Below are 18,588 nucleotides of genomic sequence, written 5' to 3' on the forward strand. Positions count from 1 at the left end.
TCAGGCGGCCTTGACCAGCAGCGCGCCGCTGGTGCGGTTGGTCGTCGGGTCCACCACGATCAGGGCGCCGCCAATGCGGTTGTCCAGATAGGGCTCCACCGGCAGGGGCTGCTGCGTCTGGATCTGCACGCGGCCGATTTCGTTGACGGCCAGCTCGCCGGCGTCACGGTCTTCCAGCGTGTGGATGTCCAGACGGTTGTCGATCGACGAGATGCGCGCCTGCACCCAGCGGTTGCCGTGGCGCACCCAGTACTTGCGGCCGACCACGGCAGGTTCGGTGTCCAGCCAGGCCAGGGTGGCCGTGAAGCTGTCCGTGGGCTTGATGCTGCCGGGCGAGTGGATCCAGTCGCCGCGCGAGATATCGACCTGGCGGTCTAGCACGATGCCGGCCGACTGGCCTGCTTCGCACGCATCGACCACCAGGGCCGAATGGCGCACCTCGGCCACGATGGCGGTTTCGCCGCTCGGGAAGATCTGCACTTCGTCGCCAGCCTTGACCGCGCCGTGGGCAATGCGGCCCCAGAAAGCACGGTATTGATGGCCGGTGCCGGAAGCCGTGGCTTCGCCTTCGCCCACGCTGTCGCGGGTCACGTACTGCACGGGGTGCAGCAGGGCGCCGTCATGGCTTTCGTCGCTCGGAGGCAGTTCTTCCAGCACTTGCAGCAGCGTCGGGCCCTGGTACCAGGGCCAGTTGGCGCTCGGTGTGGTCACGTTGTCGCCGCGCAGGGCCGACACGGGGATCACGCCCTTGCTGTTGATGCCGGCTTGCTGCGCGAAAGCTTCCAGCGAAGCCTTGACGTTGTTGAAGGCGGTCTCGGTGTCCTGCTCGATGGCGTCCAGCTTGTTGATGGCGAACACGATGTTGGGCACGCGCAGCAGGTGGGCCAGCAGGCTGTGGCGGCGCGTCTGGGCCAGCAGGGGCACCGGCGAGGCCTTCCAGTCGATCTTGGTGATGTCGACCAGCACCACGGCCGCGTCAGAACCGGCAGCAGCCGTCACCATGTTGCGGGTGTACTGCTCGTGGCCGGGGGCGTCGGCGATGATGAACTTGCGCGTCTTGGTGGCGAAGTAGCGGTAGGCCACGTCGATGGGGATGCCTTGTTCACGTTCGGCTTCCAGGCCGTCGGTCAGCAGCGACAGGTCGATAGGGGCGCCGGCGGCGCGCTTTTCCAGCGCATCCAGTTGGTCAGCCAGGATGGCGCGGCTGTCGAACAGCAGGCGGCCGATCAGGGTGCTCTTGCCATCGTCAACGCTACCGGCAGTCAGGAAGCGCAGGGCCTTGTGGGCGAGCTCTTCGCGAGCTTCGTTGTGGGTCACGTTAGTCATCAGAAATAGCCTTCCTTCTTGCGGCGCTCCATCGAGGCCTCGGACGTGCGGTCGTCCATGCGGGTAGCGCCACGTTCGCTCACGGTCACGTGCAGGGTCTCAGCAACGATGTCGGCCGGGTTGGCGGCATCGCTCTCGACCGGGCAGGTGCAGGTCATGTCACCCACGGTGCGGAAACGCACGTCCACGGTCTCGATGGTTTCGCCTTCCAGTGCGGGCGTGACCTCGGTCAGCGGCACCAGCAGGCCCTTGCGGCGGATCACCTGGCGGGCGTGCTTGAAATAGATGTTGGGCAGCGGGATGTTTTCGCGGGCGATGTAGAGCCACACGTCCAGCTCCGTCCAGTTGCTGATGGGGAAGGCGCGGAAGTGCTCGCCCGGCTTGATGCGGGTGTTGAACAGGTTCCACAGCTCGGGGCGCTGTTCCTTGGGCTGCCATTGGCCGAAGCTGTCGCGGTGCGAGAAGATGCGCTCCTTGGCGCGGGCCTTCTCTTCGTCACGACGCGCGCCGCCGATCAGGCAATCGAAGCGGTTGTCTTCGATGGCTTCCAGCAGGGTCACGGTCTGGTGGCCGTTGCGCGATTCCAGCGGATGAGCCAGGCGCACGGTGCCCTTCTTGATGGACTCGTCCATGTGCGCCACGATCAGGCGCTCGCCGATCTCGGCCACACGCTTTTCGCGGAACTCGATCACTTCAGGGAAGTTGTGGCCGGTGTCCACGTGCACGAGCGGGAAGGGCAGCTTGCCTTCGAGCTTGCCTTGCGCGTTCTTCATCTTGAAGGCCTTTTCGGCCAGATGCAGCACCACGCAGGAGTCCTTGCCGCTGGAGAACAGCAGGCCAGGGCGCTCGAAACTGGCGGCCACTTCACGCAGGATGAAGATCGCTTCTTCTTCCAGGGCGTCCAGGTGGCGGTGGTCCACATCCGCCAGCAATTGGTTCACATCAGTCATAGCTTCAATTTACTTTCTCGAAATCTGATCGCGCGTGCCTTTTGGCTCCGGCCCGGGTGCTTACGCACCCTTCACATCGGCGTTGCCGATGTGAGCCTGCGCCGAAGCAAAAGGAACAGTCTCGCTGCGCGATCCTGGCGCCGAAGTCTCGGCGCTGGAATGCGACTTGACGTGCAAGCCGCATTCCTTTTTGCTTTCATCTTCCCACCACCAGCGGCCGGCGCGGAAGTCCTCACCCACGGCGATGGCACGCGTGCAAGGCGCACAACCGATGCTGGGCATGAACTGGTCGTGCAGCGGGTTGTAGGGCACGTGGTTGACGGATACGTAGTGCCACACATCGCCCCAGGTCCAGTCGATCATGGGGTTGAACTTGGCGCGGCCCTTGTCGTCCTGTTCGCGCGCGGCCATGTCGCCACGGTTGTTGGACTGTTCGCGGCGCAGGCCGGTGATCCAGGCTGTGCGCTCGGCCAGCATGCGGCTCAAGGGCTCCAGCTTGCGGATGCCGCAGCAGGCCTTGCGCAGGTCGATGCTTTCGTACATGGCCTTCTCGCCATTCTTCTGCACGAACTCGATCACGGCCTCTTTAACCGGCTTGTACACCTCGACGTGGATGCCCATGTCGGCATAGTGCGTCTCGATCGTGCCGATCAGCGAAGCGGTCTCGGGGTTCAATGCGCCCGTTTCCAGCGTGCCAATGGCGATCGGCAGGCGATAGCGGGCGATCAGATCGGTCACGATCATGTCTTCCACGCCCAGGCTGGTCGCCTGCACGACCTTGCCGTCGTGCTCGATGGCCGCAGCCTTGAGCAATTCAATCGTGGCGTGCACCTTGTCGGCGTAGGTCGGGCTGGGGCTGTTATACAGCGCGATGGCCGAACCGGCGGGTGCCGGGCCACCGATCAGCGACGAGACGTCGCCCAGAGAAGAGGATTCGCTCATGTCAGCTCACTCCTTGAGATGCGGGCTCAGGCCGCACGACCAAAAACGGGCTTGGTCGCCTGGATGTCGCCCTGGTAGTGTCCACGGGCCGCAAAGAAGCCCAGAGCACGTTCCGCAGCGGCCCGCTCCTGGTCGGCGCGCAGCACCACGGCGTCAAAACCGGAGCGCGCCATCAGGGGCATCATGTCCACCAGCACTTCGCCGGTGGCACGGATCTCGCCACCAAAGCGATAGCGGGCGCGCAGGATGTGGGCCTGGCTGTAGGCGCGGCCGTCCACCCACTTGGGGAACTGCAGCACCACCAGCGACAGCTTGGCCGCATCGGCTTCCAGCACTTCGATGTCGGTGTCATTGGGCAGGATCACGCCAACCGGCTTGTAATCAGTAGAGCCTTGTGCGGGCCACTGTTCGCGCACGGCATGCCACTGGCCCAGCGTCAGCAGGCTGTAGCTCTTGATTGGCGGGTGAGACATGGGGCCGTCTTCGCCGCCCACGGTGTGCCACTGGTCGTGATGGGTATCGATGAATTTCATGGTGTTCTTTCTCCGTGCATCACGCCCGATCAGGCTGCCTTGGCCGTGGAACGGCGAACGGCGTTCGCTGCGGCCTTGAACGGGTCGATGCCAATGCGCTTGACGGTGTCAACGAACTTCTCGTTGGCAGCACGTTGGCCCTTGTAGGTCTCGATCACGGCTTCGATCACATCCGTGACTTCATCGGCCGCAAACGAGGGGCCGATCACCTTGCCGGCCACGCTGGTGGGCGCGTGATCCGAGCCATCGGAGCCACCCAGGGTGACCTGATACCACTCGCTGCCGTCCTTGTCCACGCCCAGGATGCCGATGTGGCCCGTGTGGTGGTGGCCGCAGGAGTTGATGCACCCGGAGATGTGCAGGTCGATGTCGCCGATGTCGTAGAGCTCGTCCAGATCCTGGTAGCGCTCGATCAGGTCATTGGCGATGGGGATGGAGCGGGCGTTGGCCAGGGCGCAGAAGTCACCACCTGGGCAAGCGATCATGTCGCTGAGCAGGCCCAGGTTGGCCGAGGCCAGCGTGGCGGCCTTGGCGGCTTGCCACAGGGCAAACAGCTGGTCTTCGCGCACAAAGGGCAGCAACACGTTCTGGTCGTGTGTCACGCGCAGTTCGCCGCAGCTGAACTGATCGGCCATGTCGGCGATGGCGTCCATCTGGGCGTCGGTCACGTCACCAGGCGCCTGGCCCACACGCTTGACCGACAGGTGCACGTTCTTGTAGCCCTGTACCTTGTGGCCCTTCACATTGCGTTCCAACCACTTGCCGAACTGGGTCTTGTCGGCGTCGGACGCATCGGCAGGCAGGCCATTGCCGTCAGGCATGAAAGCCTTGACCGCCTCGGGGAAACCGAAGCCCACGTTCACGCGGTCGAACTCGGCCTGCGGGATGATGTGGGCCGCACCGTCGACGTCACGCGTCAGGATGTTGCTGAACTCCTGGTTGACCTGGTCGAAGAACTTCTGGCCTTCTGCCTTGACCAGAATCTTGATCCGGGCCTTGTACATGTTGTCGCGGCGGCCGTAGCGGTTGTACACGCGCACGATGGCTTCGATGTAGACCAGGATCTGCTGCCAGGGCACGAAGCTGTTGATCACCGTGCCAGTGATGGGCGTGCGGCCCATGCCACCGCCCACGATCACCTTGAAGCCAACTTCGCCTTCGTCGTCCTTGACCAGTTGCAGGCCAATGTCGTGCCAGTAGATGGCAGCGCGGTCTTCCTTGGCGCCACTCACCGCGATCTTGAACTTGCGGGGCAAGAAGGCGAACTCGGGGTGCAGCGTGGACCATTGGCGCAGCACTTCGCAATAGGGGCGTGCGTCGATGATCTCATCTTCAGCGACACCCACCATCGCGTCTGCCGTGATGTTGCGGATGCAGTTGCCCGACGTCTGGATGCCGTGCATGTTGACTTCAGCCAGCAGGTCCATCACATCGGCGCTCTTGGCCAGCGGAATCCAGTTGTACTGAACGTTCTGGCGCGTCGTGAAGTGGGCGTAGCCGCGGTCGTACTCGCGGGCGATCTTCGCCAGCTGGCGGATCTGCTTGCTCGACATCTCGCCGTAAGGCACGGCCACGCGCAGCATGGGCGCATGGCGTTGCACATACCAGCCGTTTTGCAGGCGCAGTGGGCGGAACTCGTCATCGCCCAGCTTGCCAGCCAGGTTGCGCTCCAGCTGGTCGCGGAACTGGGCCGCACGCTGGCGGACGAACTGTTTGTCAAATTCGGTGTACTGATACATGGCAAGTCTCCCGCACTCAAGCAGGGTGTCGATGTGTCAAATCTGCCTGGCACGTCACCCCGAGGGGTGAACTGTGCGGCGGCGGTTCTGTTTGTGGATCAAGCGGTCAGCAAAACCTTCTTGGCAGCAAGGACCAGGCAGGCGCAAAGCGCAAAACGCGTGATTGTCTCAGGCAAATGCTTGGTCAGCTTGGCGGCCACCCAGATTGCGGGGATGGAGCCGATCAACAATTCGACCAGCAGCACCCAGTTGACGTTGCCCAGCGACGCGTGGCCTAAGCCGGCGACGATGGTCAGAGGCACCGCATGCGCGATGTCACTGCCAACCAGGCGTTTCATGTCCAGGCGAGGGTAGAGCAGCAGGATCATGGTGGCGCCCAGTGCACCAGCACCGATGGAGCTCAAGGACACCAGCACGCCCAGAATGGCGCCACACAGCACCGTCAGCGGGCCGCGGCGCTCGCGGGTGATCCAGCGCTCCAGCCAGATGCCGACCTTGTACCAGACCGGACGAAACGCCACGGTCACGGCGGTCAGCAGCAAGGCGATGCCCAAAGCGTAGGCCAGGGCACTGTCGCCACTCTTGTGGATCCCGAACTGATGCATGGCAAACAGCGTGAGGATGGTGGCGGGAATGCTGCCCAGCAGGAGCTTTTTGACGATGTGATAGTCGACATGGCCTTCGCGATGGTGCGCGACGGAGCCTGACACCTTGGTCAGACCGGCAAACCACAGGTCGGTGCCAATGGCCACCGCTTTGTCGAGACCAAAGACCGAAATCAGCAGCGGCGTCATCAAAGAGCCGCCACCCACGCCGGTCAGCCCCACAATCGAGCCCACGCCGGCCCCGGCAGCAACAGCCGTCCAATCGAAATTCATTAAACGCTTCAGCTTTCTGAACGCGCCCGCAAGCAGCAAGAGCATGGCGGGCAGTTTGAAGGAGGTTGAAATGTAGAAAACTTTTATATAAATGAAAAGAACAGTTTTGGAAGTTGTTTATTCCTTTGTGGAATATAGAGGGCTCAAGAGGTACGCCGCACTGGGCGCAGCGTTGACGTTGAGTGCCTGCAGCGTTTTCCAGGCGCCCGTGACGCCTCCTCCACCGCCTGTGGCGTCCATCGCCGTGACGCCCAAGCCCGCGCCACGGCCCCCGAAGATCGGGTTGGCGCTGGGCGGTGGTGCCGCGCGTGGTTTTGCCCACATTGGCGTGTTGCAGGTGCTGGAAGAGCAGGGCATCAAGCCCGATCTGATCGTCGGCACCTCGGCGGGTAGTGTGGTCGCTGCGCTCTACGCCTCAGGCAAGACCCCGGCCGAGTTGACCACGATGGCCATGACGCTGGACGAGTCCTCCATCACCGACTGGGTATTCCCCGGGCGATCTCTATTAAAAGGTGAGGCGCTGGCCAAATTCGTGCGCAGCCTGACGGGGGGCAAGCAGATCGAGAGCATGCGTTTGCCACTGGGCATCGTCGCCGCAGACCTGCAAAACGGGCAGCCTATCCTGTTTCGCCGAGGCGACCCAGGCATGGCGGTGCGGGCGTCCAGCTCGGTTCCAGGCGTGTTCGAGCCCGTCAAGATTGGCGGGCGTGAGTACATTGACGGCGGTGCCGTGTCGCCCATCCCGGTTCGTTACGCCAAGCAGATGGGCGCCGACGTCGTGATCGCGGTGGACATCTCGGCCATTCCCGAAGGGCAGCCTACGAAGGGCGCCGTGGACATCCTCCTGCAGACCTTCAACATCATGGGGCATGCCATCAGCCAGTTCGAGTTGCAGGACGCCGATGTCGTGATGCGTCCCAAACTGGAGGGCATCGGCAGCGCCGAATTCAGCGCACGCCGACTGTCCATCCTGGCAGGGCGTGAAGCCGCCCTGATGGTGATGCCCCAGTTGAAGGAGCGCATCGCCGCCAAGACCCGTTGATCCGAGGCGCCGCGAGTGCGGTGCCCAGGCTCAGCGAGGCGTACCGAAAGGCGCGCCCGTGAGCTTGAAACCATCCTTGATGGCGCGTTTGGCAAACCAGCCCGTGTTCATTTCCAGCACGAAGCGCACCGGTTTGGTCGAGCAGTGTGGGTCCAGCGTTTGCGGCTTCATCTCATCCACGTTCACCACCGTGCCATCGTCGGCCACAAAGGCGACGGACAGCGGGATGAGCGTGTTCTTCATCCAGAAGCACTGTTTGCCAGGACGGTCGAAGATGAAGATCATGCCCTCATTGGCGCCCATGCTCGTGCGGTGCATCAGGCCAATCTCGTGCTCCTGAGGGGTCTGAGCCACTTCTGCCTTGATGTTGTGCATACCCGCACCCAGTTGCACGGTCGGGAGGTGCTGGGCGCGATCCTGGGCCCAGGCGCTGGCGCTCAGGCTTGTTGCTGCGATGCACAAGCTGATCGCGCCAAAAACCGCTTTCAAGGCTGGAATGCCGGCAACTTGAAACACAATCCGAGACATTGCGTTGATCCTTGTTGGGGTAAACCCGTAAATTTTCGTGTAGATTGCCCGCCTGTGTCGCCCCAGACCCCGTCAGGGTGACCCCATATGGCAGCCCGACTGTATCAGCGAGCCCGATGAACCCTGCGCCCTCCCAACTCACCAATCCTGTGGCAACGCCTCTGGAGCCGCTGACGTCTGCGCAGGTGGCGGGGTTGGATGATCCTGCCTTGCTGTCTCAGTGCATCGTCGAGATGCCCGCGGGCAGCAGCATGCGCCGCATCGGCTTGGGCTTGTCGGGCATGTACTGCGCGGCCTGCTCGATCACGATCGAAGACGCCATCCTGCGTGTGCCGGGTGTGAAGGAGGTACAGGTTCAGGCAGCGTCACAGCGCGCGCGCATCCTGCTGGACCCTGCACGCACGAAACTGTCCGACATCGTGAGCGCCGTTCAACGGGCTGGCTATCGGGCCTGGCCAGATGCGGCAGCGAGGGCGGGTAACGAGCGCCTGCTGGAGCGCCGCAAATTGCTCTGGCGTCTGTCCGTGGCCGCCTTTTGCATGATGCAGATCATGATGGTCACGACCATGCAGTACGTGGCCGGGCCGGACGCCATTCCCAGGGATCTGTGGAATCTGATGAACTGGGCTGGTTGGGTGCTCAGCCTGCCGGTCATGTTCTTCTCGTGCGGGCCCTTCTTTTCCGGCGCGTGGCGCGCGGCTCGGCAGGGCCACATCTCGATGGACACGCCTGTTGCCCTGGGCATCGCCGCGACCTTCATCACCAGCACGGCCGCCAGTTTCGGCGGGCACGCGATCTTCGGTCACGAGGTGTATTTCGACTCGCTGACCATGTTCGTCACCTTCCTGCTGGGTGGGCGCTGGCTGGAAAGCCGTGCCCGAGAAAAAGTCACCCAATCGCTGGAGTCGCTCCTGGTTCGTCTGCCTGAGGCGGTCGATCGGGTGGTCGCGTCTGACGCGGCATCGGCAGACATCACCGCCGCCCAGACCGAGTCCATCCCCATCTCTTCCCTCAAGCACGGCGATCGCGTTCGCGTGGCGGTCGGGCAGGTTTTCCCGGCTGACGGCCAGATCCTGGTGGGCAAAACCGAGGTCGATGAAGCGATGTTGACTGGCGAGTCGCGAGCCATGCCCAGGCAGGTCGGGCAGATGGTCGTGGCCGGCAGCATGAACCTGGGTGCACCCGTCTGGATGACCGTTGAGCGATTGGGGCCGGATACCCGCTACCAGCAAATCGTGTCGCTCGTGCAGCAGGCCATGACCGAAAAGCCGGGCTGGATGCGTCAGGCGGACCGCATCGCGGGGCCGTTCTTGTGGGGCGTGCTGGTGCTGGCGGCCGGTTCGGCCGTGGCCTGGCAGTTCATCGACCCCGCCCGTTCGGTCTGGGTGGCGGTGTCGGTGCTCGTCGTGACCTGCCCATGTGCCTTGTCGTTGGCGGCCCCTTCTGCCTTGCTGACAGCGGCCGGAGCCATGGCCAAACAAGGTCTGCTGGTGCGGCGTCTGGATGCGCTGGAGGCGCTGGCCCACGTTGATCGCATCTATTTTGACAAGACCGGCACGCTCACCGAAGGCGAGTTGCGCGTCGTGGGGCTGGTCACGGAGCAGGGCGCGCACGAACTGTCTTCGGGCTTGTCAAGCCAGTGGGCCTCGCGCTGGCAGATGGCCGCGGCACTGGCATCCCATTCTCAGCATCCCTTGTCAAAGTCCCTGGTGAAGGCGGCGCAGGATGCGGGCGGATGGCAGGGACAGTCGTGGCTGGATGTGCGCGAGCACGCAGGCAAGGGCGTGGAGGCTCGAGACCAGGACGGCCGGGCCTGGCGCCTGGGTTCGCGACACTGGGTGCTGGAAGGGGCGAGTGCAGATATCGATCATTGGGCGTCGCAGGCCGACGAGGCACGTGTGTGGCTCGCAGCCCGGGCAGAGCAGGGTGGTTTTGATGCGCGCAGTGTGACGGGCTTCGTATTTGACGAGACGTTCCGCCCCGAAGCCGGCCCCGCCATAAAGCGACTGACGGCCCTGGGATGCCAGTCCGCCCTGTTGTCTGGCGATCAGGAAAGTCGGGTAGTTGCTGCAGCGCAACATTTGAGTGCGCATGGTGAAATCGTGATCGCCAAGGCCCACGCCACGCCCGAAGACAAGCTTCAGGTGATTGCGCAAGTGCAGTCCCAGGGGCACCGCGTCGCCGTGGTGGGGGATGGCATCAACGATGCCCCCGTGCTGGCCAAGGCCGATGTCTCGATCGCGCTTGACCAGGGCGCGGCACTGGCGCAATCTCAGGCGGATCTGATCGTGCTGGGCGGGCGCCTGCTGGGGGTGCCGCTCGCCGTGGAAACCGCCAGGCGTGCGATGCGCATCGTCAAGCAGAACCTGGCCTGGGCCGCGTTTTACAACATCAGTTGCATTCCTCTGGCCCTGATGGGGCTGCTGCCTCCCTGGTTGGCGGGGTTGGGCATGGCACTCAGTTCACTGGGTGTGGTCCTGAATGCGCTTAGACTCGGCGCCTTCCGCGCTTGAGGCGGGTACACAACATGGAAATCCTCTACGTCCTCATCCCCGTGTCCGTTTTGCTGGTGCTGGCTGTACTGGCTGTGCTGGGCTGGGCCGTCAACAGTGGACAGTTTGAGGACATCGAACAAGAAGGTCTGCGCATATTGCAGCCCGAAGGGCAAACAGATGGGGGCAACGTTGAGCCTCATCAAGAATAACCAGAGGTTTGCCCTCACAATTTAGTCTGTAACAAAGGAGAAAAAGAGATGGCAACCACCCACTCTGCCACGTACAACGATGGAGTTGTCCGGGCTTTTGCCATTTGCGCCGTGGTTTACGGCGTAGTTGGCATGGCCGTCGGTGTCCTCATCGCGTCCCAGTTGGCATGGCCGGAGCTGAATTTCGGCATCCCATGGCTGACCTACGGTCGGCTGCGTCCACTGCATACCAATGCGGTGATTTTTGCTTTTGGGGGCTGCACCCTGTTTGCGACGTCCTACCACGTCGTGCAACGCACCTGCCAGACGCGCCTGTTCGCCGGGCCGCTCGCCACGTTCACCCTGATCGGGTGGAATCTGGTGATCCTGCTGGCCGTCGTCACCTTGCCGCTGGGTCTGACCTCCGGCAAAGAGTACGCCGAACTGGAGTGGCCAATTGACCTGCTGATCACGCTGGTCTGGGTGGCCTACGCCGTTGTGTTCTTCGGGACCGTCGGCACACGCAAGATCCGTCACATCTATGTGGCGAACTGGTTCTTCGGCTCCTTCATCATTGCCGTGGCCCTGCTGCACATCGTGAACAGCGTGGCCATTCCCGTGATGTCCAGCGACGGTCTGCTGGCCAGCGTCCTGCAACCTCACTCCTACTCTGCCTACGCCGGCGTGCAGGACGCCATGATCCAGTGGTGGTACGGGCACAATGCAGTGGGCTTCTTCCTGACTGCCGCCTTCCTGGGCATGATGTATTACTACATTCCCAAGCAAGCCGGCATGCCCGTTTACTCGTATCGCCTGTCGATCGTGCACTTCTGGGCGCTGATCTTCACCTACATGTGGGCGGGTCCTCACCACCTGCACTACACCGCGCTGCCTGACTGGACCCAATCCGTCGGCATGGTGTTCTCGCTGATTCTGCTGGCACCTTCCTGGGGCGGCATGATCAACGGCATCATGACCCTGTCGGGTGCCTGGTACAAGCTGCGTGACGACGCCATCCTGAAGTTCCTGATCGTGGCCCTGTCGTTCTACGGCATGTCTACCTTCGAAGGTCCGATGATGTCCATCAAGACCGTGAACTCGCTGTCGCACTACACCGACTGGACTGTCGGCCACGTGCACTCCGGGGCCTTGGGCTGGGTGGGTCTGATCTCGATGGGTTCGTTGTACTACCTGATTCCCCGCATGTTCGGTCGTACCACGATGTACTCCGTTCCCGCCATCTCGCTGCACTTCTGGGCTGCGACCATCGGCATCGTGCTCTACATCGCTGCAATGTGGATTGCCGGTGTGATGCAAGGCCTGATGTGGCGCGCTGTGAACCCTGACGGTACCTTGGTCTACACCTTTGTGGAAAGCGTGAAGGCAACCTATCCGTTCTACGTGATCCGCGTGGCCGGTGGTCTGCTGTACCTGGGCGGCATGATCCTGATGCTGTGGAACACCGTGATGACCGCGATCTCTGGTCGCGCCGTCGATGCGGTTATCCCTCAGCCTGCTCACGCCTGATAAGGAGAACAACATGGCTGACAACAACCACAAAGTGAAGTTCTTCTCGCACGAGAAGATCGAGACCAGCAACACGCTGATGATCGTGCTGACGCTGTTCGTGGTGCTCTTCGGGGCACTGGTCGAAATCGTTCCGCTGTTCTTCCAGCACAGCACGACCGAACCCGTGCCTGGTCTGAAGCCCTACACCTCACTGCAACTGGCAGGTCGTGATGTCTACCTCCGCGAAGGCTGCTACAACTGCCACTCGCAGATGATCCGTCCCTTCCGTGCAGAGACCCTGCGCTACGGGCACTACTCCATGGCTGGCGAGTTCGTGTACGACCACCCCTTCCAATGGGGCTCCAAGCGTACCGGTCCTGACCTCCATCGTGTGGGCGGCAAGTACTCCGACGAATGGCACGTTGCGCACTTGCGCAACCCACGTGATGTGGTGCCCGAGTCGAACATGCCTGCCTACCCCTGGCTGGAACAGAACAAGGTTGACCCTGCCGGCATGGCGCCTCGCATGAAGGCGCTGCGCACGGTGGGTGTGCCTTACAGCGATGCAGATATCGCCGGCGCTGCCGACGAAGTCAAGGACAAGACCGAGCTTGATGCCGTGATTGCCTACCTGCAGGTGCTGGGTACAGCTGTCAAATAAGGAGCGACGCACATGGACATCATTGTCGTGAGAAGCATTTTCACCGTTGTGTGTCTGTGCGTTTTCGTGGGCATTGTTGCTTGGGCTTTCAAGCGCGGCAACAAGGCCCAGTTCGAGGAGGCAGGCCGCCTGCCCCTCGCAGAAGATTGACTGGAGGCTCAGATATGAGCGACTTCATTAACAATGGATGGTCGTGGTACGTCATCGCGATCGTGGTGTTTGGTCTCGTTTACTGCGCCATCGTTCTGATCGGTGCAGCCAAGCACAAGGTCATCTATGACGCACAAGGCAATGTCGACAAGACGACAGGTCACATCTGGGATGGCGACTTGCGCGAGTTGAACAACCCGTTGCCTCGCTGGTGGCTGTTCCTGTTCATCATCACCTTGGCCTTTGCTGGTGGTTACCTGGCCTTGTATCCCGGTCTGGGCGACAACAAGGGTACGCTGGGCTGGAGTTCCAAGGGGCAGCTGGAAGCCGAAATGGCCAAGGCCAAGGTTGAGCAAGACAAGATCTTCGCCGCGTTCAAGAACGCTTCGGTGGAAGACCTGGCTCGCGACCCTAAGGCTCACGCCATCGGAGAGCGCCTGTTCCTGAACAACTGCGCGGCCTGTCACGGCTCCGATGCCAAGGGCAACAAGGGCTTCCCGAACCTGACCGACGGTGATTGGCTGCATGGCGGTTCGCCCGAGAAGATCATCGAGACCGTCACGCATGGTCGTCGTGGTCAGATGCCTGTGATGTCCGCTGCGGTCGGTACCCCTGAGGAAGTGCGTCAGGTGGCGAACTATGTTCTGAGCCTGTCTGGTGCTGGCCACAACTCGATCTCTGCGGAGCTGGGCAAGGCCAAGTTCAAGCAGGCTTGTGCGGCCTGTCACGGCGCGGACGGCAAGGGCAACCAGGCTATTGGCGCGCCCAACCTGACCGACAAGATCTGGCTGCATGGCTTCGGCGAAGAAGCCATCATGAGCATGGTCAACAAGGGCAAGCTCAACGTCATGCCGGCTCAGGATACACGCCTGTCGGAAGATCAGATCAAGCTGGTCGCCTCCTACGTGTGGAGCCTTTCTCACACAACACAGACGGCTGCCGCTCAATAAGAGCTGCAAGACCGTGCAAGGAGCCCCTCAATAGCTTGATATCTGTCAAGTGGGGCTCTAAAGTCAAGCGGTGGATCTCTGATTTTGATACCCTATAGGGTATTCATCGGGTCCACCGCTTTTTCCATTTGCGCCATGACTGACACCAGCACAAGCCCCCCTGATCCCAAGCGCGTCATCCCTATTCAGCCCGACCCTGCGGCCGCACAGGCGCGCCGGGAGGAGGTGGTGTCGCTCTACAAAAAGAGCGAGAAAATCTACGCGCGAGAAGTGGCCGGCTGGTTCGCCAACTGGCGTTACGCACTCATCTGGATCACCCAGATCGTGTTTTATGGCACGCCCTGGTTGATGTGGAATGACCGCCAGGCCGTTCTGTTTGACCTGAGTGTTCGCCGCTTTTACATGTTCAATCTGGTCCTGTATCCGCAGGACTTCATCTACCTCACTGCGCTGCTGGTGATTTCCGCGTATGGCCTGTTCCTGTTCACGACAGTGGCGGGGCGGCTGTGGTGTGGATATGCCTGCCCTCAAACGGTCTACACGGAAATGTTCATGTGGATCGAGAACAAGATCGAGGGCAACCGTGCCAAGCGCATGAAGATGGACAAGTCGCCCTGGACGGTCGACAAGCTCTGGCGCAAGTTGGCCAAACACGGTGCCTGGATCACGCTGGCCTTGTGGACGGGCTATACCTTCGTAGGGTATTTCACGCCGATTCGGGTCCTGGCCGCAGAAGTCGTCTCCTTTGGCATGGGCCCCTGGGAAGTCTTCTGGGTGTTCTTCTACGGTTTCGCAACCTATGGCAATGCGGGCTTCATGCGCGAGCAGGTTTGCAAATACATGTGCCCGTATGCGCGCTTTCAGAGTGCCATGTTTGACCGAGACACGCTGATCATCTCTTATGACGCCAAGCGAGGCGAGCCTCGCGGTTCTCGCTCACGCAAGACGGACGCGCAGTCGAAGGGGCAGGGCGATTGCGTGGACTGCACACTGTGCGTACAGGTTTGCCCAACCGGCATCGATATCCGCAAGGGCCTGCAGTACGAATGTATAGGATGTGCCGCTTGTATCGACGTTTGTGATTCGGTCATGGACAAGATGGGCGCGCCCCGCGGTCTGATCCGTTATGCCACGCTCAACTCGATGGACAACGGTTGGGGGAGCAAGGAAATGTGGGCGCGGGTCACCCGTCCTCGCGTGCTGATCTATACGGCAATCCTTTTTATTGTTCTGGGCGTCTTTGCGTCGAGCCTGTATTCGCGACCGCCGTTCCGAGTTGACATTGTTCGCGATCGCGGATCTCTCGCGCGCATCGTCGATGAAGGGTACGTTGAGAACGTCTATCGAATCCAGTTGATGAACGCCAGCGAATCCGTTCAGAAGTACCGTGTGGGTGTCGAGCAGTTGAGTCAATCGCTGGTCAAGGGCGGTGAAGATCTGGTTCTGGGCCCGGCCGAAGCGCGTTGGGTGCCCATTTCCGTCAAGGTGCCGCCAGAGGTGGCGGCGCGGATGGGGTCGGGTGCCTTCCCGATGACCGTGGTGGTCGAGCAGATTCGTCAAGGCGATCAGCCCCAAGTGCACGTTCGCGAAAAATCAACATTCATGGTCCCTCGATGAAGGGCGCAGGAGCAGTCATGTCCTCATCTGAAAACAAGCAGCCTGGTCAGGGCGAGCAATCCAAGCCCTGGTGGCGCTACCCCATCGTCTGGATGGTCGTGGCAGGGCCTGCTGCAGTCGTCGTGGCCTCTTTCTACACGGCATCATTGGCCATCAAGCACGTCGATCCCGTGCTGGATACGTCTGCAGGTCAGGTGAAAACGCCTTCGCAAGCACCGGCCGTCAAGGCGCGTAATCACTCGGCCGAGCCGGCACGCGAACCTGCAGATCGGTGATTCCCCTAGGTGGGCTACCCCCGCATTTAGGGGTTAGTCCTCGATCCTTTGTGCACCCGGAGTAGGAATATGTGATCTGTGTCCCAGTTCAACGAAGGAGAACCGAATGACACAGCGCGTCCTACACGCAGCCCAGATCCTGTGGCCGGCCTTTCTGATCGCCGGCGTCCTTGAGATGGTGGTCTTCTCCTGGGTGGATCCCACCTTGTTGAGGATCGGGCAATGGCAACCAGATGCCCAGACGACCTACAGTCTGGCGTTCTTCGTGTTCTGGGGGTTGGTGACGCTGTCATCGCTCCTGAGCCACTGGATGATGAAAACATCGGACTCCGGTGTCGAGCAGCGCAGAGCGCGCCGCCACGCACGTCGCCAGCATGTCCACAATCATGCGTGAATGAAAAAGGCCCGTTGAAACGGGCCTTTGTTCTTTCAGTTGGTGCTTGCTGATCAGCAGCGCACGCTGTTGACCAATGCTTTCAGGCCGGCCTCATCCGTGATGCGAATGTCGCGTTGTTTGACCTCCAGCAGACCATCTTCCTGAAATTTGGAGAAGGTGCGGCTCACCGTTTCCAGCTTCAGGCCCAGGTAACTGCCAATTTCCTCGCGGGTCATGCGCAGCACCAGTGCTGACGCCGAGAAGCCTCGTGCATGCAGGCGTTGCGTCAGGTTCAGCAGGAAGGCCGCCAGGCGCTCTTCGGCGCGCATGCTCCCCAGGAGCAGCATCACGCCATGGTCGCGCACAATCTCGCGGCTCATGATCTTGTGGAACTGATGCTGGAGATCCGAGAACTCGCGGGACAGGTCTTCCAGTTGCGAATAAGGGATCACGCAAACTTGCGAATCTTCCAATGCAATGGCGTCGCAGGCGTGGCGGTCGGTGCTGATGCCGTCCAGGCCCAACAACTCACCTGCCATCTGGAAGCCCGTGACCTGATCGCGGCCATCTTCCGACGATACACGCGTCTTGAAGAATCCAGTGCGCACGGCATAAACGGAGCGGAAGGGGTCGCCTGTATGAAAAAGCGCATCGCCGCGCTTGACCGTTTTGCGGGTGGCAACCAGTGAATCCAGGTGGGACAGTTGAGGTGCAGACAGCCCCACGGGCAGGCACAGTTCGCGCAGATTGCAGCTGGAACAGGCGACTTTGAAGGTGTCGTATTTCATGGAACAGCCAGACGTACCGCAATGGTCGCTGTGAGAGTGAGAATGAGCGGTCGAATCTGCGGCAGACACGTCTGTAATCGGAAAAGTACTGTTCAGCATGAGGAACCTCAAAGGTTGCCCGATTGTTGCTGCTTCCCCGTTCTAGACCTTGAGCCAGATCAACCCAATAAGGCGACAGTTTGGCACAGTCCCTCGCATGAGTGAATCGGTCCTGCTATCAAATCATGCTGCTCCTGTTATTTCCGGAGAGATCCTGACTCGTCTGGATGTTAGCGGGCCGCGCTATACCTCCTATCCGACGGCCGACCGTTTCGTGGAGGCCTACGGGCCCTCCCAGTATGTGCAGGCGCTGCAACAGCGCGTTGAAGGCGGTGGCGCCGTTGGTGGCGCCGCCACGCCGCTGTCGATTTATGTCCACATTCCTTTTTGCGAGTCGGTCTGCTATTACTGCGCCTGCAACAAGGTCATTACCAAGCATCATGAGCGCGCAGCCGAGTACCTGGAGGCCTTGCGCACGGAAATCGACATGACCGTGGCCCAGCTCGGGCGAGGTCAGGCCGTGTCGCAGTTGCACTTTGGCGGCGGCAGCCCTACTTTCCTGTCCGATGACGAACTGGAGGGGCTGCTCACCACCCTGCAATCTGCCTTTCGCTTCGTGCCAGGTGGCGAGTATTCGATTGAAATCGACCCCAGGACCATCGATGCAGGGCGCCTCAAGCGCCTGGCCGCCATGGGATTCAATCGCCTGAGCTTCGGTGTGCAGGATTTCGATCCCCATGTTCAACAGGCTGTGCACCGTGTGCAACCGTTCGAGCAAGTGGCGGAGTTGATGCAGGCGGCGCGCGCCGAAGGCTTCGAATCCATCAACATGGATCTGATCTATGGCTTGCCCAAGCAATCCTTGGAGAGCTTCCAGCGCACGCTCACGCAGGTGTCGAGCCTCAAGCCGGATCGCATCGCGCTGTACGCCTATGCGCACTTGCCGCAGCGCTTCAAGCCGCAGCGTCGCATTGACGCGTCCGCGCTGCCCAAGGCCGAGGACAAGATCGGCATGCTGTCGATGGCCATCAACCACTTCGGTGGGTCGGGCTATGACTACATCGGCATGGATCACTTTGCCTTGCATCACGACAGCTTGGCTGTGGCGCGCAGGCAAGGGCGCCTGCATCGCAACTTCCAGGGTTACAGCACCCATCCGGACAGTGACCTGATTGGGCTGGGTGTGTCCGCCATCGGCCGCGTTGGAGCGCATTATTGCCAGAACGCCAAGACGCTGGATGAGTATTACGACTCGCTGCGCCGGCGCGAATTCCCGATCGTGCGGGGCTTGATGCTGTCCCGCGATGACTTGGTGCGCCGTGCCGTCATCATGGCCGTCATGTGCCAGGGGCGCGTTGATATCGAATCGATAGAACTCGCTTACCTGATCGATTTCAGGCAATACTTCGCCACTGAACTGCGCCAGTTGGAGCCGCTCGTGGAGTCGGGGTTGGTGCAGCTGGAGTCTGATGGTGTTCGGGTTACCGCCCTTGGTTGGTATTTCGTGCGTGCCATTGCGATGGTGTTTGACAGGCACCTCCAGGCCGACAAGAAGGTCGAGCGCTTCTCGCGCATCATCTGACCGCTGGCATGAAAGGAGCT

The 18,588-nt window shown here is 61.4% G+C and carries 18 protein-coding genes and 1 pseudogene; 11 read left to right on the forward strand and 8 right to left on the reverse strand.

The window, feature by feature from the left end; translation table 11 throughout:
• The 6 genes from HY836_RS01090 to HY836_RS01115 all read right to left on the reverse strand — a co-directional run bounded on the left by HY836_RS01090 (position 1) and on the right by HY836_RS01115 (position 6,368).
• A complete protein-coding gene (locus HY836_RS01090) occupies positions 1-1,326 on the reverse strand; it encodes a GTP-binding protein (RefSeq protein WP_290672609.1) in 1,326 nt (441 codons plus the stop codon).
• Positions 1,326-2,285, reverse strand: coding sequence for a sulfate adenylyltransferase subunit CysD (gene cysD, locus HY836_RS01095; RefSeq protein WP_290672865.1), 960 nt, complete (start codon positions 2,283-2,285; stop codon positions 1,326-1,328). The genes HY836_RS01090 and cysD overlap by 1 nt, the downstream gene beginning before the upstream one ends.
• Positions 2,286-2,336: 51 nt before the next feature.
• Positions 2,337-3,218: a phosphoadenylyl-sulfate reductase gene (locus HY836_RS01100; RefSeq protein ID WP_290672612.1), complete on the reverse strand. Its 882-nt coding sequence runs from the start codon at positions 3,216-3,218 to the stop codon at positions 2,337-2,339.
• Between the two features lie 26 nt (positions 3,219-3,244).
• Positions 3,245-3,751 (reverse strand): DUF934 domain-containing protein, encoded by a 507-nt coding sequence (locus tag HY836_RS01105; protein ID WP_290672615.1) that lies wholly within the window; start codon positions 3,749-3,751, stop codon positions 3,245-3,247.
• Between the two features lie 29 nt (positions 3,752-3,780).
• Positions 3,781-5,490 carry a nitrite/sulfite reductase gene (locus tag HY836_RS01110; RefSeq protein WP_290672617.1) on the reverse strand — a complete coding sequence of 570 codons (1,710 nt, stop codon included), beginning with the start codon at positions 5,488-5,490 and terminating at the stop codon, positions 3,781-3,783.
• Positions 5,491-5,588: 98 nt separating this feature from the next.
• Entirely contained in the window at positions 5,589-6,368 is a 780-nt protein-coding gene (locus tag HY836_RS01115) for a sulfite exporter TauE/SafE family protein (RefSeq protein WP_290672619.1), read from the reverse strand.
• 106 nt (positions 6,369-6,474) lie between these two features.
• Between HY836_RS01115 and HY836_RS01120 the strand changes: the two genes are divergently transcribed.
• The gene (locus HY836_RS01120; protein ID WP_290672622.1) at positions 6,475-7,410 is read left to right on the forward strand and encodes a patatin-like phospholipase family protein; all 936 of its coding nucleotides are present in this window, start codon (positions 6,475-6,477) and stop codon (positions 7,408-7,410) included.
• Positions 7,411-7,440: 30 nt separating this feature from the next.
• Here HY836_RS01120 and HY836_RS01125 read toward each other — a convergent pair whose 3' ends face one another.
• Positions 7,441-7,938, reverse strand: coding sequence for a DUF192 domain-containing protein (locus HY836_RS01125; RefSeq protein WP_290672625.1), 498 nt, complete (start codon positions 7,936-7,938; stop codon positions 7,441-7,443).
• 116 nt (positions 7,939-8,054) lie between these two features.
• Between HY836_RS01125 and HY836_RS01130 the strand changes: the two genes are divergently transcribed.
• From HY836_RS01130 to HY836_RS01170, 9 genes and pseudogenes are all read left to right on the forward strand, one after another.
• Positions 8,055-10,451, forward strand: a complete 2,397-nt coding sequence (locus HY836_RS01130; RefSeq protein ID WP_290672628.1) for a cation-translocating P-type ATPase — start codon at positions 8,055-8,057, stop codon at positions 10,449-10,451.
• A 14-nt stretch (positions 10,452-10,465) separates the two neighbouring features.
• Positions 10,466-10,600: pseudogene (gene ccoS / locus HY836_RS01135) on the forward strand (cbb3-type cytochrome oxidase assembly protein CcoS); the annotation flags it as partial.
• Between the two features lie 90 nt (positions 10,601-10,690).
• Positions 10,691-12,148, forward strand: a complete 1,458-nt coding sequence (ccoN, locus tag HY836_RS01140; RefSeq protein ID WP_290672634.1) for a cytochrome-c oxidase, cbb3-type subunit I — start codon at positions 10,691-10,693, stop codon at positions 12,146-12,148.
• 13 nt (positions 12,149-12,161) lie between these two features.
• A complete protein-coding gene (gene ccoO / locus HY836_RS01145; protein ID WP_290672635.1) occupies positions 12,162-12,791 on the forward strand; it encodes a cytochrome-c oxidase, cbb3-type subunit II in 630 nt (209 codons plus the stop codon).
• 12 nt (positions 12,792-12,803) lie between these two features.
• Complete coding sequence (locus HY836_RS01150) at positions 12,804-12,941, forward strand: cbb3-type cytochrome c oxidase subunit 3 (protein ID WP_290644976.1); 138 nt, start codon at positions 12,804-12,806, stop codon at positions 12,939-12,941.
• Between the two features lie 14 nt (positions 12,942-12,955).
• A complete protein-coding gene (gene ccoP, locus HY836_RS01155) occupies positions 12,956-13,891 on the forward strand; it encodes a cytochrome-c oxidase, cbb3-type subunit III (RefSeq protein ID WP_290672637.1) in 936 nt (311 codons plus the stop codon).
• Between the two features lie 135 nt (positions 13,892-14,026).
• On the forward strand, positions 14,027-15,508 hold the full coding sequence (ccoG, locus tag HY836_RS01160; protein ID WP_290672640.1) for a cytochrome c oxidase accessory protein CcoG: 1,482 nt from the start codon (positions 14,027-14,029) through the stop codon (positions 15,506-15,508).
• A 17-nt stretch (positions 15,509-15,525) separates the two neighbouring features.
• Positions 15,526-15,783 (forward strand): nitrogen fixation protein FixH, encoded by a 258-nt coding sequence (locus HY836_RS01165; protein WP_290672643.1) that lies wholly within the window; start codon positions 15,526-15,528, stop codon positions 15,781-15,783.
• 106 nt (positions 15,784-15,889) lie between these two features.
• Entirely contained in the window at positions 15,890-16,177 is a 288-nt protein-coding gene (locus tag HY836_RS01170; RefSeq protein ID WP_290672646.1) for a hypothetical protein, read from the forward strand.
• Between the two features lie 53 nt (positions 16,178-16,230).
• Here the strand turns inward: HY836_RS01170 and fnr are convergent, their stop codons facing one another.
• Complete coding sequence (fnr, locus tag HY836_RS01175) at positions 16,231-16,947, reverse strand: fumarate/nitrate reduction transcriptional regulator Fnr (RefSeq protein ID WP_290672649.1); 717 nt, start codon at positions 16,945-16,947, stop codon at positions 16,231-16,233.
• Positions 16,948-17,143: 196 nt separating this feature from the next.
• Between fnr and hemN the strand changes: the two genes are divergently transcribed.
• Positions 17,144-18,568: an oxygen-independent coproporphyrinogen III oxidase gene (gene hemN / locus HY836_RS01180; protein WP_290672652.1), complete on the forward strand. Its 1,425-nt coding sequence runs from the start codon at positions 17,144-17,146 to the stop codon at positions 18,566-18,568.
• The last annotated feature ends 20 nt before the right edge of the window (positions 18,569-18,588 follow it).

The organism is Aquabacterium sp. (genome assembly GCF_016234775.1).
In the GTDB taxonomy this organism is placed as follows: Bacteria; Pseudomonadota; Gammaproteobacteria; order Burkholderiales; family Burkholderiaceae_C; genus Aquabacterium.

Excerpts from the sequence above, each read along its gene's own strand:
- HY836_RS01130 (WP_290672628.1), top strand. The coding sequence starts at position 8,055 with ATGAACCCTGCGCCCTCCCAACTCACCAATCCTGTGGCAACGCCTCTG.
- ccoO (WP_290672635.1), top strand. The coding sequence starts at position 12,162 with ATGGCTGACAACAACCACAAAGTGAAGTTCTTCTCGCACGAGAAGATC.
- HY836_RS01090 (WP_290672609.1), bottom strand. The coding sequence starts at position 1,326 with ATGACTAACGTGACCCACAACGAAGCTCGCGAAGAGCTCGCCCACAAG.
- HY836_RS01110 (WP_290672617.1), bottom strand. The coding sequence starts at position 5,490 with ATGTATCAGTACACCGAATTTGACAAACAGTTCGTCCGCCAGCGTGCG.
- HY836_RS01125 (WP_290672625.1), bottom strand. The coding sequence starts at position 7,938 with ATGTCTCGGATTGTGTTTCAAGTTGCCGGCATTCCAGCCTTGAAAGCG.
- fnr (WP_290672649.1), bottom strand. The coding sequence starts at position 16,947 with ATGAAATACGACACCTTCAAAGTCGCCTGTTCCAGCTGCAATCTGCGC.
- hemN (WP_290672652.1), top strand. The coding sequence starts at position 17,144 with ATGAGTGAATCGGTCCTGCTATCAAATCATGCTGCTCCTGTTATTTCC.
- ccoP (WP_290672637.1), top strand. The coding sequence starts at position 12,956 with ATGAGCGACTTCATTAACAATGGATGGTCGTGGTACGTCATCGCGATC.
- HY836_RS01165 (WP_290672643.1), top strand. The coding sequence starts at position 15,526 with ATGTCCTCATCTGAAAACAAGCAGCCTGGTCAGGGCGAGCAATCCAAG.
- HY836_RS01100 (WP_290672612.1), bottom strand. The coding sequence starts at position 3,218 with ATGAGCGAATCCTCTTCTCTGGGCGACGTCTCGTCGCTGATCGGTGGC.
- HY836_RS01105 (WP_290672615.1), bottom strand. The coding sequence starts at position 3,751 with ATGAAATTCATCGATACCCATCACGACCAGTGGCACACCGTGGGCGGC.
- ccoN (WP_290672634.1), top strand. The coding sequence starts at position 10,691 with ATGGCAACCACCCACTCTGCCACGTACAACGATGGAGTTGTCCGGGCT.
- HY836_RS01115 (WP_290672619.1), bottom strand. The coding sequence starts at position 6,368 with ATGAATTTCGATTGGACGGCTGTTGCTGCCGGGGCCGGCGTGGGCTCG.
- ccoG (WP_290672640.1), top strand. The coding sequence starts at position 14,027 with ATGACTGACACCAGCACAAGCCCCCCTGATCCCAAGCGCGTCATCCCT.
- HY836_RS01170 (WP_290672646.1), top strand. The coding sequence starts at position 15,890 with ATGACACAGCGCGTCCTACACGCAGCCCAGATCCTGTGGCCGGCCTTT.
- HY836_RS01150 (WP_290644976.1), top strand. The coding sequence starts at position 12,804 with ATGGACATCATTGTCGTGAGAAGCATTTTCACCGTTGTGTGTCTGTGC.